13 protein-coding genes are annotated in these 15329 nt (G+C 39.4%); 7 read left to right on the forward strand and 6 right to left on the reverse strand.

Features of this window, described 5'->3' with window-relative positions:
* Positions 1 to 40: 40 nt before the first annotated feature.
* Positions 41 to 850, reverse strand: coding sequence for an SDR family oxidoreductase (locus ACKX2A_RS17815; protein ID WP_415326277.1), 810 nt, complete (start codon positions 848 to 850; stop codon positions 41 to 43).
* Between the two features lie 89 nt (positions 851 to 939).
* On the opposite strand from ACKX2A_RS17815, the gene ACKX2A_RS17820 reads away from it, so the two are divergent.
* From ACKX2A_RS17820 to ACKX2A_RS17835, 4 genes are all read left to right on the forward strand, one after another.
* Positions 940 to 1281 (forward strand): winged helix-turn-helix transcriptional regulator, encoded by a 342-nt coding sequence (locus ACKX2A_RS17820; protein WP_415326278.1) that lies wholly within the window; start codon positions 940 to 942, stop codon positions 1279 to 1281.
* Positions 1282 to 2290: 1009 nt separating this feature from the next.
* Positions 2291 to 3175 (forward strand): C-type lectin domain-containing protein, encoded by an 885-nt coding sequence (locus ACKX2A_RS17825; RefSeq protein ID WP_415326279.1) that lies wholly within the window; start codon positions 2291 to 2293, stop codon positions 3173 to 3175.
* Between the two features lie 4 nt (positions 3176 to 3179).
* Positions 3180 to 4097, forward strand: coding sequence for a lectin-like protein (locus ACKX2A_RS17830; protein ID WP_415326280.1), 918 nt, complete (start codon positions 3180 to 3182; stop codon positions 4095 to 4097).
* A gap of 6 nt (positions 4098 to 4103) precedes the next feature.
* A complete protein-coding gene (locus tag ACKX2A_RS17835) occupies positions 4104 to 5006 on the forward strand; it encodes a lectin-like protein (protein ID WP_415326281.1) in 903 nt (300 codons plus the stop codon).
* Positions 5007 to 5309: 303 nt separating this feature from the next.
* Here the strand turns inward: ACKX2A_RS17835 and ACKX2A_RS17840 are convergent, their stop codons facing one another.
* Together ACKX2A_RS17840 and dinB are read right to left on the reverse strand one after the other, a co-directional pair.
* Positions 5310 to 8363, reverse strand: a complete 3054-nt coding sequence (locus ACKX2A_RS17840) for a DNA polymerase III subunit alpha (RefSeq protein WP_415326282.1) — start codon at positions 8361 to 8363, stop codon at positions 5310 to 5312.
* 11 nt (positions 8364 to 8374) lie between these two features.
* Positions 8375 to 9517, reverse strand: coding sequence for a DNA polymerase IV (gene dinB / locus ACKX2A_RS17845; RefSeq protein WP_415326283.1), 1143 nt, complete (start codon positions 9515 to 9517; stop codon positions 8375 to 8377).
* A 61-nt stretch (positions 9518 to 9578) separates the two neighbouring features.
* Here dinB and ACKX2A_RS17850 point away from each other — a divergent pair, with 61 nt between their 5' ends.
* Complete coding sequence (locus tag ACKX2A_RS17850) at positions 9579 to 10355, forward strand: XRE family transcriptional regulator (RefSeq protein WP_415326284.1); 777 nt, start codon at positions 9579 to 9581, stop codon at positions 10353 to 10355.
* Positions 10356 to 10501: 146 nt separating this feature from the next.
* The gene (locus ACKX2A_RS17855) at positions 10502 to 11110 is read left to right on the forward strand and encodes an alpha-ketoglutarate-dependent dioxygenase AlkB family protein (RefSeq protein WP_415326285.1); all 609 of its coding nucleotides are present in this window, start codon (positions 10502 to 10504) and stop codon (positions 11108 to 11110) included.
* A 64-nt stretch (positions 11111 to 11174) separates the two neighbouring features.
* On the opposite strand, the gene ACKX2A_RS17860 is transcribed toward ACKX2A_RS17855, so the two are convergent.
* The 3 genes from ACKX2A_RS17860 to ACKX2A_RS17870 form a co-directional block, all read right to left on the reverse strand.
* A complete protein-coding gene (locus tag ACKX2A_RS17860) occupies positions 11175 to 11882 on the reverse strand; it encodes a hypothetical protein (protein WP_415326286.1) in 708 nt (235 codons plus the stop codon).
* 122 nt (positions 11883 to 12004) lie between these two features.
* Complete coding sequence (locus ACKX2A_RS17865) at positions 12005 to 12925, reverse strand: helix-turn-helix domain-containing protein (RefSeq protein ID WP_415326287.1); 921 nt, start codon at positions 12923 to 12925, stop codon at positions 12005 to 12007.
* Between the two features lie 55 nt (positions 12926 to 12980).
* Positions 12981 to 13757, reverse strand: coding sequence for an SDR family NAD(P)-dependent oxidoreductase (locus ACKX2A_RS17870; RefSeq protein ID WP_415326288.1), 777 nt, complete (start codon positions 13755 to 13757; stop codon positions 12981 to 12983).
* Between the two features lie 196 nt (positions 13758 to 13953).
* Between ACKX2A_RS17870 and ACKX2A_RS17875 the strand changes: the two genes are divergently transcribed.
* Positions 13954 to 15297, forward strand: coding sequence for an exodeoxyribonuclease VII large subunit (locus ACKX2A_RS17875; protein WP_415326289.1), 1344 nt, complete (start codon positions 13954 to 13956; stop codon positions 15295 to 15297).
* Positions 15298 to 15329: the final 32 nt, after the last annotated feature.

The following is a 15329-nucleotide window of genomic DNA, read 5'->3' on the forward strand; positions in this document are numbered from 1 at the left end:
ACCAAGGAATTAATAGTTTTATGTTATGAGTCAAACTTGACTACCCAAAAAAGCTTTGGATTGATTTGATGTAATCTTCTTCCGAATTTTTGTCTTTTGTATCCACAAAAAACTGACAATCTTCACCAATTATATATCTTAATTTATGGTTTTTGTCTGTAACAGCTTTATAAATTGTTTCGGCCACTTCGTATGGTGTTGCCGTTCTACATAGTGACGTTTTTTTTGGATAATTTTCAAAGAACTGTGATAAAAAAAGATTGTAATCTGCAATTTCATTACCGGTGGTTTTCCTGGCATTTCCAAAATTGGTTTTTGAAGATCCTGGTTCAATAATTTTTACTTGTATTCCGAGATTGCGAACTTCGAAATGTAATGCTTCCGAAAAACCTTCTACTGCAAATTTTGAACTTTCATAGATACTGGCAAAAGGTAGTCCCACTCGTCCTGCAACCGATGAGATATTGACAATTATACCATCTCCCTGGGTTCGCATTAAAGACAACACTGCTTTTGTAGTCCGCATCATTCCAAAGACATTCACATCAAACTGGTTTTGAATTTGTTCTTCGGTAGCTGTTTCAAAAATACCCATGACAGCATAACCGGCATTGTTCAATAATGCGTCAATTTTTCCAAACCTATTTATTCCCTTCTGAACAGCTGCATGTACAGATTTCTCATCCTGAACATCCAATGGTACCACTAAGACATTTTCCAGCTGTGTCAATTCCTGTTCATTTTCTGGTGAGCGCATTGTGGCGATGACATTCCAACCCTTTGAGTGAAATAATTTTGCGGTTTCTTTACCAAAACCTGATGAGGCCCCTGTTATAAATATAGTCTGCATTTTATTTAATTTTTAATTGTTGATTTATTGCAAATTTAAATTAGGAATAGTATATATTTGATAGCTGTATACAAAAGGATACTTTAATCATGACAAACGACGAAAAAAGATTTCAGGAAAAAATCAAGGCTATTCAAGATACAATGTTTGTACTTGGCGGAAAATGGAAATTGCCCATCATTCTTTCTATTTACAGTGGTAATAGACGATTCAATGACATATCCAATTCAATCCCAAAAATTACCAATCGTGTTTTGTCGAAAGAATTGAAGCATTTGGAAGAAAACCTGCTGATCAAAAGATCGGTTATTGATGACTATCCTGTAAGAATAGAATATGCTGTCACAGATTATGCTTACGGTCTTGAGGAAGTGATTTTACCTATGGAGAGTTGGGGCAAAAAACACAGAAAGAGAATTGCGATTCAGTAGACCAGATCATATGAAAGTTCCTTTAAAATATAACTGAGAGGTGATTGTAATGCTGAGTCTTAAATTAAATTTAACCTTTTTATAGCCATCCGATCCATTTTATAACTATTAAAAAAAATATCAGTTATTATAAAAAAACTTGACTATAGATATGTTATTAATACTGTAGTTTGGTATTTGAATAATCATGCGATGGATTACAATTTAATTTTTAAAATACTTCTATATTTTGCTTTAATTTCAACGCTGAGAATGGGGGCAATTAGCAATTTTTAAGAAAAGATTTTCAAGAAAAATTTTAATAAATTTTTTCGTCTTTGGTCTTTATGCTTCAGCAGTTAAGATTTTTGAAGGATATATGATTAGAAATTATTGAAATAGAAGATTCAAGGTACTATTTAGTTATCAGCCTTATGTTTTTTGCAGTAACATTAGCTTTTATAAACTATTCTTTGTATTTAATTAAAGAAGAAAAAGAACATTTACTTAGCATATTGTATTGTAAAAAAAAATAACCTCTCAGGGGCGAGAGGTTTGACTTAAAATAAACTTGACATGAATGTAATAAGTCATGATGCTAAGTTATAAAAATTTTCTTTAATAATCTCAAAAACGATGAAAACCGTATAATTTTTTTTTGAAAACCTAAAGACAAATTATACACAAACGTAATTTAGATTACGACAGCTTTGTAATAAATATAACAACAATTTATATACGCCCTTGACACTTTCTAATTGTTGAGGGCTTTTCTGTTAATTATACATGTAGTTATTTTACTACACGAACTTCCATTTTCCACTACAAAGAAACTTTTATCGCTGCTGTAGATTTGTATTGTTCAAGGAGGACAAGTAAATAAGAATAAAAAATAAATAATACCGGAATGCGATTGGCTTTTATTATACTACTGCAGCGGCTTTATTAAGAAATTTTATAGAGTAATTGTTGCTTGTTGAAATGAAAACCAAAAATAGTACACCAGCTAACATTCAGTAAAAAAGTTATAATGACAAACTTCCTCAAATTAGTTTTATCCTGCATTTGTATGGGTTCTCTCTCAGCCCAGGTTGGTATCAATACTCCGATGCCTGATTTAAGTGCACAGTTTGATATGTCCAATGCTCCGAAAGGATTTCTGGCTCCCCGTGTGGCACTGACGGGTACTACAGACACGACCACTATTGGCAGCCCTAAAGAAGGACTTCTTGTATATAATATCACATCTAATTCGTCCCTTACTCCTGGGTATTACTATTGGGACATTACCGCCTCTTTGTGGAAGCCGTTTTATAATAATTCGAGTTCGACGGTCAATACCAATACCCCTAAGATGTATGCTTCTGTTTTAGGATATAACCCATATGGCGTAGCGTCACAATCGCCCGAGGCATTCAGTTACAACGGAGTGAACGCAACTAAACAGGGATGTTATTCATTTACTGATACTTATGCAGGAGCTCCCAAACATACCTATTGTTCTTATAATTTAAGTGCTTCTGTAGATTGGAGCTCTGCATTTAATATGGGTAAATTTTTAAATGGATACATTACGGTAATTACGTCTCAGAATGAGTGGAACTTTATTAAGACCAATGTTTTGACTGGAGCGGGTAATTCCAATAACAATATATGGATTGGATATAATACGATTCAGTATCCTGGCAATAGTCCTGAATATACATGGATTACAGGAGAAAAATCTGATATTAACTGGTCAAATTCATCTACTCTCCAAACAAATTATACTACCGGTGTTCCTAACGGAACCTCTGGATGTGTAAGGGTTTCCTCATCATCTAATTCGACAAGAGGCTGGTATAATGATACCTGTAGCTCGACTACAATAAGTGGAAGTGCACTGAATTTTTTAATTGTAGAATTTAATAACTAAAAGAATGAAAAAAATATTGATGAGTTTTGCCCTTATCGGCAGCGTGGTGTTTTCGGTTGCGGATGCCCAGATTTTTGTAAATGTTCCAAATACTGAACAGGAAATATCAGCTTACTTTCAGGTAGGAAAGATGAACGCAAATAAAGGAGTAGGGATGCCGATTGTTTCACTGAATTCTTTAACGGATTATAATCCTATTGTGCAGACTCCAAAACCGGGATTGCTGGTTTATAACACGAGAATCAGCGAGACACTTGAGCAGGGTTATTACTACTGGTCTGCCACAGGTACTCCGCATTGGGAAAAAATAGGAGGTGTTGAAAATAAATTTACGATTATCCAGAATGTTGATCCGAATATATTAGGATATTCTCCCACGGGTACCGGGGCAAATGCACCAACGACAATTACGGTAGGAAGTTCTACGGCTACGAAAGCCACTTGTGTAAAATGGGAACTGAATGCAGGAGGGAACGGACATGTATATTGTGGGTATAAAATGTCTGATAACAGTGGAAAAGACTTCGGAACAGTTTTCAATGCGCTGAAAAGTCTCAACGGATATATCGTAACCATTACAGCTGCTCCGGAATGGGATTTTGTAAAAACAAATATTTTGAATAATTCTACAAATGCTCTGAATACTCCGGCATGGATTGGGTATACTTCTGTAAAAACTCCTGGAAATAGCGAAAGATACAGGTGGATTACCAACGAAACCTGGCGAAGTAACTGGGGAAATAATGCTTCGGTTCAATCTTTCTTTGCAGCTAATAATCCTGTGGCTGCGGCAAACGGTCAGTGTAATATGATAGCCGGATCTTCTTATAATGCCAACAGAGAATGGTATAGTAGTGCTTGTAATGGTACGGCGCTTTCAGGAGCAAACGTTAGCAGTATTATTGTTGAATTTAATCAGTAAAAAAAAATGAAAATATTTAGCCTTATCATATTATTTTGTGGTATTTCTTCACTTTACTCTCAGATAGGAATAGGAACTGCAAACCCAAATCCATCCACAGCATTGGATATTGTTTCACAAAACCGAGGTTTTTTGGGGCCTAGAATTTCATTGACAAGCAGAACGGATAATGCAACAATACCTACTCCGGCAAACGGCATTTTAGTGTATAATTCAACTACTTTGGCGGGAACAGAAGCGACGGCTTTAGCCCCGGGATATTATTTTTGGTATTCTGGAAGGTGGTATCCATCCAAGAAAGGTGAAATTATTAATATCACAACAAACGGTATTTTAAAAACATACTTAGGTTATGATGCTACAGGAGTTCATTCTGCATCTAATTTTTCAAATGGGGGAATCAATTTTACAGGTTTGGGATGCAAACAATGGACAACAGCTTCTGGTGGAAATAACCACTGGTACTGTGCCTACACGGGAGATAAAAGTACACCTGCCTGGGAAGAGATATTTAATGCTGCTAAAAGCAAAGGAGGATATATGCCTACTTTTACTACATTGGCAGAATGGATATGGTTTGAAACCAATATCTTAAAACCAACTACAGGGTATAATGTAACAAGCTCTGTCTGGATTGGTTATAATAAAGTTAACTTTTCGGGTAACCCGACCGAATTTACCTGGATTACAGGTGAAACCTCTAAAATTCTATGGACCAACAATTCCAGTACGGAAGATTATTTTCGTTCAGGTGAGCCAAATAATACCGGAGGAAATGAGGGTTGTGTACATATCATAAATGCGGGTGACGGGACGAATGAGAATAAAAGAGGTTGGAATGATATTACATGTACTAATCCTGGATGGTCTGGTCCTTATAATCAAATTGTTATAGAGTATGAACAGTAAATACTAAATAGAGGTAATTTTTTAAACATAGATGTAAATATAAAAGAGTAATCTTCTTCATAATAAAATAGTTTGAATAATAATGATGTAAATTATTTTCAGAAAGGAAGGTTCGCAAAACTACAAAAGGCTGTCTCAAAAGTGAGGCAGCCTTATTTCTGTTAATCAAATGAATTACGAAATTCCAAAGGCGAGAGTCCAGTTCTAGCCCTGAACAAATCAAATGACAGCATTTGAATTCTTACCCAAAGTAATTCATGCTTTTGTCATTCTTTAATCCAAAGTATAATTGATTCACCTAGATCATCGCATTCTTTGTCTTGGCAGACCAATTTCCTGTTCCTGCGGATAAGGCTTTCTTTGTGTCCAGCTGATATCCTCATGAAGCGTCCCTGCTGCTTCCATTGATTTGGATCTATCCATAGAATATCTGGGATCCGGAATAAAAGGCATTTTAGCCATTTTGTGGATTGTAATCGTCGGAAAGTGAAAGTCTACTTCAACAGTTCCTAATAGCAGATAGCATCCGCCACCCTGGAAAGGATATTCCTCCAGACTATCTGGGAAATGGGCCGTGTCGAAATATTCACCTTCGGCATCGATCCATGTTCCAAAGAACATCGCACCCCTTTTGGTCGGAACGTGCTTTCTGGAAATCAGATAGGCCAGCATCCTTACCTCTCGTTTGTGAAACTGGGTAAGATCTTTCGCCATCACACTGCCACGGTATTTGGTCTGTAACAGATCAAATGGACTATAAGATACCGGAAAGCCAAGGATCTCGATTTCATCAAAGGCATCTTCAAACGGATCTCTTTTTATAGCAGGAAGCTGATATTCTTTTTGGGGCTCTTCAAGCAGGGTCAGCTGCCTGTTATCCGGTCTGTTCCCAGCCATCAGAAACCGGGCTTCGATGAGCAGCTCATGCTTTTGTTTTCCGGTAAACCTCAAAGCACCGATGAATATCAGGATCTGTATGGTTTCAATACCGATAGGAACTCTTTTTACAAAATTCTCGAGTGAGGTGAAATTTCCATTCTCTTTCCTTTCTTCGGGGATCATCTGTGCGATTCTTCCTTCCAGTTTCTCGATATGCATCAGTCCCAGGTACACCTTCGTACCATATACGGTTGTTTGAAACTCACTGAGATTGACACACGGATTATGGATCGTAGCACCGGACATTTTCGCTTCATGGACATAGACTTCCGTTCTGTAGAATCCACCCCCATTATTAATGGCACAGACCATAAACTCAATCGGGTAGTACACTTTAAGGTATAAGCTCTGGTAGCTTTCAACAGCATAGGAAGCCGAGTGTGCTTTACAGAAGGAATAGCCCGCAAACGATTCGATCTGCCGGTAGACTTCTTTGGACAGCTGTTCAGCATGTCCCAATTCCTTACAGGACTCAAAGAAATGATCCTTTACTTTCTGTAATGCGGAAAGTGACCTGCCTTTGCCGCTCATAGCCCTGCGTAATACATCGCCATCAGGTGCGGATAGTCCGCCAAAGTGTAAGGCGATCTTGATCACATCTTCCTGGTAGACCATAATGCCATAAGTTTCCCCTAATTCCTTCTCAAAGACTTCGTGAAAATATTCAAACTTGTCGGGATTGTTATGCCTGAAAATATATTCCCGCATCATGCCGCTCTGTGCTACGCCGGGACGGATAATGGAGGAGGCGGCTACCAAAACCTTATAATTCTCACATTTGAGTCTTCTCAAAAGGCCCCGCATTGCAGGACTCTCAATATAAAAGCATCCGATCGTCTTACCAATGCTCAGAAACTCATTGCACCGGGCTTCATTTTTAGAGAGGGTTGTATCTTGAATGTCTACGGCAATCCCTCTTTTTTCCCGAATCAGATCTACCGTATCTTTGATTGTTCCCAAGCCTCTTTGTGAGAGAATATCAAACTTTTCAAGGCCAATGGTCTCTGCAGTGTACATGTCAAATTGTACGATCGGAAAGCCTTTAGGCGGCATCTCCAATGCTGAATAATTGGTGATAGGTTCTTCTGAGATTAAAATCCCGCAGGAGTGCATGCTCCTTTGGTTAGGGTATTTCTCCAGCATTTTTCCGTAATAATGAACCGACCGGAATACGGAATTGTTATCATGCTGATCCATCGGCTTTCCCGCCAGAGTATCCAGTTCTTCCTTTGGCAGACCAAAGGCTTTTCCGACCTCCCGAAAGATCGATCGGTATTTGAATTCGACATTGGTTCCGCAGAAGGCCACATGGTCTCTGCCATATTTTTTGAAAATATACTCAAGGATAACGTCCCGGGTCTGCCAGCTCCAGTCGATATCGAAGTCAGGAGGGGTTTTCCGGTTAAGATTCAGAAAACGCTCAAAATACAGGTCCAGTTCCAAAGGGCATATATCGGTGATCCCGATACAATAGCTGACAATGGAATTGGCTCCGCTACCACGGCCCACGTGCATAAATCCCATCCGGTTGCTGTATTGGATAATGTCCCAGGTGATCAGAAAATATCCGCAGAAGTTGAGTTGATCAATCACCTGTAATTCCTTCTCAACCCTTTCAATCGCATCAGGATTTCCATCGGGGTATCTTTTTTTCAGTCCTTCAAAGGCCAATTGTTTCAACAGCTCAAAATCCTCTTCTTTACTGCCTTTAAAATATTTTTTATTCCTGGTCGTGGAAAAATCAAAATCAAAACTGCAGCTGTTGACCAGGTATTTTGTATTCTCAATAATTCTGGGATAAGGCTTATAGCTATTCAGAAGCTGTTTTTTATGGGTAAATGTTTCGGTGCTTTTACAATAATCCTTTTCTGAGAGTTTACTGATCAGGGTATTGCCATCGATCGCCCTTAAAATTTTATGCAGCTCATATTCTTCCGTACCCTCAAAGGTCACGGGATGCAAAATGACCATTTTTTCAATCCACTTTTTCATGTCAGGTCTTACCAAGAGATTCAGCTCATCCTGTCTGATTCCGATAAACTCATTCTCATACAATATCTCAGGAATATTGCTCAAAGGATAGAGGACATAGGTCTGTTCAAAGGATGGATTTGTTTTGGGAATAGCGATGTTGTTACAGTTGTAATGGGTCAGTAGCCTATTGATCTCTGCTATTCCCTTAGCATTTTTAGCTAGACAGATATAATACAGCTCATTTTCCACTCTGATCTCTGCACCCACTATCGGTTTGATACCATGCTCTAGGCACAATTTGTAAAAATCATAGATCCCTGTAACGGTATTGATGTCTGTCAGAGCCAACGTTTTGACCCTAAAATGCACAGCCTGACGAACCAGATCCTCCAGGGAGATAGTGCCGTAGCGGAGACTGTGATAAGAATGGCAGTTGAGAAACATATGATAGATATTTATTTTAAAAAACCTGATGCTCTTCCCACGCTGGATGCCCCAAATCTGTTCTTGATCCTATCCATGGTCTGATAGAGGGAGATCAGTTCTTCGGTATCTTCAAAAAGATCCATCTGGTGGCAGCCATGAACAAGACCTGTAAAACGGACACCGATCAGCCGGATTCGCATCCTGCGGGTATAAAGTTTATTAAAAAGATCAAGCACTGCCCTAAGCAATGTATGATCGGCAGAGGTGTAGGGGATTCTGCACTGCTTGGTTTCCGTATCAAAATTCGAATACCTGATCTTAACGGTAACCGTTGAGGTCAGCCACTTTTCCTGTCTTAGCTGAAAGGCCAGCTTTTCCACCATCCCCGAGAGGATGCTTCGGATCTGCAGCACATCGATCGTATCCTCTGAAAAGGTATCTTCAGTGGATATGGATTTTCTTTCAGAATAGGGGACTACGGGAGTGTCATCAATACCGTGCGCCTTTTTCCAAAGTACCGTTCCATTTTTTCCGATCAGTTGATCGAGAACTTCCACCGGCATTTCTGAAAGGGTTTGTATGGTTTTTACTCCTAATCTTGAAAAAAGATTGAATGTCTCGGTACCGACCATCGGAATTTTTTTGATGGATAGGGGATTTAAAAAATTCTGGATGTGGGGAGCCCTGACCTCCAGTCTTCCTGTCGGTTTTGATTCACCGGTTCCGATTTTGGAAACGGTCTTGTTGGTGGAAAGCGCAAAGCTGATCGGCAGCCCTGTATTTTTGGTGACCGCACCGACAATTTCATTGGTCCACTGAAAGCATCCGAAGAACCGGTCCATACCGGACAGGTCGAGGTAAAATTCATCGATGCTGGCCTTTTCCAAAACGGGAACTTTCTCCTGAATCACCTCGGTTACCAGATGAGACATATTGGAATAGTATTGCATGTCCCCTTTGATGACTTTTGCCTCAGGGCACAATCTTAGCGCCATTTTGATCGGCATCGCACTGCGAACCCCAAATTTTCTTGTTTCATAAGAGCAGGACGCAACAACGCCACGATCTCCACCGCCTATGATGACGGGCTGATTTTCCAGTACAGAATCTCTCAGCCGTTCACAGGAGACAAAAAATGTGTCCAGATCCATATGTGCAATTGCTCGTTCCATTTGACAAAATTATTACGTTTTATAGCAAAATATCGTATATTTGTTGCTATAAATTATAGCAATGTCAATTTTATCAGAAAATATGCGGTATTTGAGAGGTAAATTAAACTTCTCGCAGCAAAAGGTCGCCGATGACCTTTTAATTACCAGAGGCAGATATGGAAAGTATGAAGATGGTGCCACGGAACCTCCACTAGAGATTTTGATCAAGATTTCTAAATATTATAATGTCAGTATCGATCTTCTTTTGACCATCAATGTCAGCAAATTTTCAATCGATGAAATTATGGAGCTTCCTGACAATAGAATTGTTCTGCCTATCAGGGTTGATCAGGATGGAAATGATCAGATTGAGATTATTCCACAAAAAGCTTCCATGGGGTATTTGAACGGCTATGGCGATCCGGAATATATAGAAAGTCTGGAGACCATATCATTGCCTTTCTTAAAAGGCGGTAAGTTCAGGGCATTTCCCGCAGACGGAGATTCAATGCCTCCCTACAGGAACGGAACTTATATTGTAGGAAAATATGTCGAAAATCTTTCAGAACTGAAAACGGACAGGACATATGTTTTCATTACAGCCAATGACGGGATCAGTTATAAAAGGTTCCAGTTCCACGAAGCAGATGGTATTTGGGTAAAGGCTGATAATCAATTCTATCAACCGTATAAAATTCCATTGCCTGAAATCAAAGAGATCTGGGAATTTGCATGCAGTATTACCACAAAGGAATATGAACCTGATGAATTTTCAGAACATCATATTCAAAGTTTTTTAACGGAGATAAAAACGGATATCAAGCAGATCAAAGAAAAAATTGGAGATAAAAATTAATTCATGTTGAGCATAGAGTACCGATGAGACTGCCTTACCATGACTTTAATTGAAAAAAACTTCCCGCTAAGGAAAGTAAACACAAATGATGAAAAAACTCTCTATCAAGAGAGGTCTACAAATATAAAAATAAAATTGAATTATAGATGACGACTCAATTAAGTTTATTTAATTCTGAAGAGTTCTATGAGTTTCCAAAAGACCTTTTGGAATACAAGGAACATTTTCTGAGCAGGGCAGAAGCTGATCTATTGAAAAGTACACTGCTTCAAACCACAACCTGGGAGCAGCGCACCCAGAAAATGTATGACAAAACGGTTTTGACTCCTCGTCTTACTGCCTGGTATGGTGATGTAAAATCTTATGATTCAGCAGACAGTAATGCCTCTAAGCGCAATGAATGGACTCCTGAACTTTACAATTTAAAAGAGAGGATTGAAAAAGAGTTCGGTTATCAGTTCAATGGCGTACTCTTGAACCTTTACCGGGATAACAATGATTCGGTGGCCTGGCACAGGGATAAGGAAAGCCGATATGGCAAACGACCGATTATCGCCTCCATCAGCCTTGGGCAAACCCGAAACTTCGACTTCAGAAAAAAGGATCATCACCAAAGCAAATACAGTCTTCCGCTTCCCCACGGATCATTGCTCATCATGAAGGGGGATTTACAGGAAAATTGGGAGCATAGGATTGCAAAATCATCGATTGCAATGAAAGAACGTATCAATCTTACCTTCAGATTTATATATTAGATGTTTATTTCTGCAAAACCAGGTTCACAGATGATGTTTATTCAACATAGTTTTTAACATATTTTTACTCCTGTTTCGCAAAAATATGAGTCAACAGCAATCCAGTATCTCTTTCCATTCGTATAACATTCCCTCCCGAAAATGAAATGCCGACTCCACCGGCTGGCATATAATTCGGAGAAGCTCCAAATCCGGTAAAGTTTATAAAAACAGATTCGCTATCCTTCGGTTTTAATTTCAATGTTGTTCCAAATGCTTTTCCTTTGCCTATTATCATTTCCTTGTCAAACTCTGATACAGCATATTTGAAAGGTTCTATAGACCTGATCTCGCCATTCAATTTGTATTCTTCAGCTTCATTCCTGTTTATATTATCTCTGCCAAAAAAGTAAATTTTATTTTTGGGTAGGAAATCTTCATTTGACTTTTTAAGATTCTCATCAATAACATAAGCATCAAGCACAATCTCAGCGATTCCATCTTTATTTTTAAAATCAACATATTTAAAAGCATTGGCTCCTTTTTTCTTTGCTTTGTCGGAAATAAAAATTATTGCGAGATTAATGTCATTGATCTTACCTGTAGATTTTATCCTTCCGATATATCTTGCCATTGAAATATTGGTGCTGTGGTCAAGATAAATAAAGTTAATTTTCTCTCTTTTGGGAAGCGAATCATTCTTGATAATAAAATCAACTTTGACTTTTTGAGCCCATGCCCAGTGGATTGAAAAAAATATAATCGCAATGATATAAAAAGCACGTATCTTCATTTTATTGAATTTTAAAACTTACAGATTATACCAAATATACGCAATTATATGATCGAAAATAATAAGATAATGACTCTAATAAAGATCTAAGATATTCGACATATCCAGGCTTTATAAAGACATCAATCAAAAGAGGTACGGAATTCCAAAGGGGAGAGACCGTTCCTTACCCTAAACATCTTGCTGAATGACTGCGGATGCTCAAAGCCTAATTCATAGGCAATTTCGGCTACTGTCAGATCAGTATTGATCAGTAGTTCCTTCGCTTTTTCAATGACCTTGCCCCGAATGTACTGTTGGGCATTCTGTCCGATCAATGAGCGTAACAGGTCACTCAGATAGCCAGGCGAGATCTTCAGCTGATCAGAGAGATACTGTACGGTTGGAAGTCCCCGATGAAGTGATGCCTGCGTATTGAGGTAATCATCCAGTATACTTTCCGTTTTCTGGAGAATATCGTTGTTGGCTGCTTTTCGGGTGATAAACTGCCGCTTATAGAACCGGTTGACATAGCTCAGCAGCAGCTCAAGCTGCGCAATTACGACTTCCTGGCTGAACTCATCTACACGGCTGTTAAGTTCCTGTTCCATAATCCGATACACTGAAAGGATGATTTCTCTTTCACTATCGGAAAGATGAAGTGCCTCATTGGAAGTATAGGAAAAATAACTATACTGCTTTATTTTACGGGCGATCGAATGGCCCAGCAGAAAATCGGGATGGATCAGTAAAATATAACAATAGGTCTCACTGTTGTAATCTGTACTTCCCACCAGCTGATTAGGTGCCATGAACAGCATGCTGCCCTCATCGTAATCATAATAGTTCCTGCCGTATTTGAGTCTTCCCTTATTTCTTGTAATAAAGGTGATCTTATAAAAACTCAGAATATCATAGATCGGTGCCATCTCCGTATTGAAAGGGTTGTCCTGATTGAAATGGACAAGGCTGATCAGCGGATGCTGCGGTGCCGGCAGTCCGAAGGCCTGATGGCTTTCCGATATCGATATAAAGCGTACCAGCTTATCTTCTTTAGATTTCATACTATAAATGTATAAAAAAACCTATGATCATTGATCATAGGTTATATGTTAAAAACTACCACGAAAGAACATTATCCTTCCCGCTGAAATCAGCAGGTCCCGTGAAGCTTCCCGTCGGAAGATCTTCAGCCAAAGCAACCCGGATCGGTTCCTTCGAACCTTCCTCCACAGAATCCGTTCCCTGAAAATTATTGAGCGCCGTAGCCGTAAATCCCGGGCTTACCAGATGCACCTTGATGCCGGTGTTCTCCAGATCAATGGCAAGGGAAAGAAAAATCCCGTTGAGCGCAGTTTTCGAAGCGCCATATACGGCATCAAAATTCGAACGGTAAGGATTATCAGGGTTAGAATTAATAGTCAATGATCCCAAAGCACTTGAAACCGTCACAATCCTTGCATTGGGAGCTTTATGCAGCAGTGGCAAAAAGGCCTGGGTTAAAGCCAGCGTTCCGAATACATTGGTATCCCAAACTTTCTTTAGTTCGCTGACAGGCGCAATGCTCGCACGCTGTGCCTCCATAATCTCTTCCAACGTACGCCCCGGAGTACCCGCATGAGAGACTGCTGCATTATTAACCAATAGGGTCAGATAACCATATTCTTTTTCAACGATCTCTACTGCAGAACGAATAGATCCTGAATCCGTAATATCGAGCTGGATTGCTTTTGCTGATCCGCCCAGCTGCTCCACAGCTGCCTCACCCTTTTGAAGGTCACGTGAACCGACATACACTATATAGTCATTTTCTACCAGGGCTTTAGCAATCTGGAATCCTACACCGGTATTCGCACCCGATACCAGTGCTACTTTATTTTCATTGTTATGCATCATGTTATTTTTTAATTAGTGAAGCAAAGATGGATATTAAAACTAAAATTGATGTAACCCAATCGAGACTACTTGAAGCCCAATTGAGGGTAGGGTATTGATTTTATAGAAAATTTGGAACTTCTGGAATACAATCATATTTTATTGCGTGACAAATAACAATATCTTTGTTAGGAATTTTTTTGAATGATTTTCAGCTATGTCAGAACAAGAAGCCACTTACCCGGTCTATTCTCCCACATCGGTCATCGGGATTTTCAGCAATGCGCTGAAGCTCAATGCTACGGTTAACCTGATTTATCTCAAAGGGCGGTACTCATATGGCGCAGGAAAATCCTACGGCAACAACTATTATGACCTGCTGTTTTCCGAGAGCGATCACAGTTCAATAGGCATCCGGATATCTTCTTTGTTGCGCAGTAAGATCACCAATAATGAAATATATACCTTAAAAGGATTTATTGAGAAAAGTATAAAGAATTCCTCGATTGAACTCCGTTTCGTTGTCGATGAGATTATCCAGCAGGAAGAAAAATCCATTTCAGAAGAAGAGCTTCAAAAATATGAGCTGATCCAGAAGAAGCTTGAAAAAGGATCAAAAGATCTCGAAACTCTGGTCAGAGATCAAATGCTTAAAGATCAAAAAATCAGAATTGCCAACATCTATGGTAACAATGCCATTGTTCAAAAAGATTTTGCAGAAGGGCTGGATGTCTCATCATTGTATTATGAGATTGATAATTATAGCTGCAACATTACCTCGGCAACAGCCATACTTTCCATCCTAAGGGAACTGGATTCAAAAAACTACGATATGATTGGTCTTGTCCGAGGCGGTGGAGACCGTCAGAGCATGGAGACATTCAACGACCTGAATCTGTCGGAACATTTTATGAATATGAACGCTTTGATGGTGACCGCTATCGGTCATACAGTTGATGAAACGCTCTTGGACCGTTTGGCCGATAAACGGTTCCATCTTCCCCACGACTATGGCTCAGGGCTTCACAGCATCGCGGAAAAGCTTTCCCATGAACGATCCAACTCCAGGGCACTGCTCATCGATGAGGTCAAGAAAGATATCAAAAAACAGTTTTCCGAACAGGTGGAAACGCTGGAAAAGCAGCTGAGGAAGAAAAACGAAGAATTTACGGAGGCGCAGAAAACCTACAAGGAGCAGGCAGAAACCCAATCCAAAACATTTGCAGATCAGCTGAAAGTGCGTAACGAAGAGTTTGAGAAGCTACAAGCCCATTCGGCCAAGCAACTGGAAGATCTGCAGAAAAACTTTCAGCAGCAGCAGAAACAAAGACAAGAGGAACTGGATAATTACAAAAAAGAGATTACCGCTTTGCATGAGAAAAACCTGCAGTCTGCCGTCAATGAAAAAACAGCTGCTTTACTGGCCAATCTGGAAACCGTCAGACAAGACAATATCCGTTTAAGGGAAGAGGGGAAGAAGCGCAGAACCAGCTACACCGCTGTACTTATAGCCTTTATCGTGGCTCTGCTGATCGGATTCGTACTGGCCAAAGTATTGTAGTATAGTGAGCAATCCTTTACTCATCTAATACC

Source organism: Chryseobacterium sp. MMS23-Vi53 (assembly GCF_047651245.1).
In the GTDB taxonomy this organism is placed as follows: domain Bacteria; phylum Bacteroidota; class Bacteroidia; order Flavobacteriales; family Weeksellaceae; genus Chryseobacterium.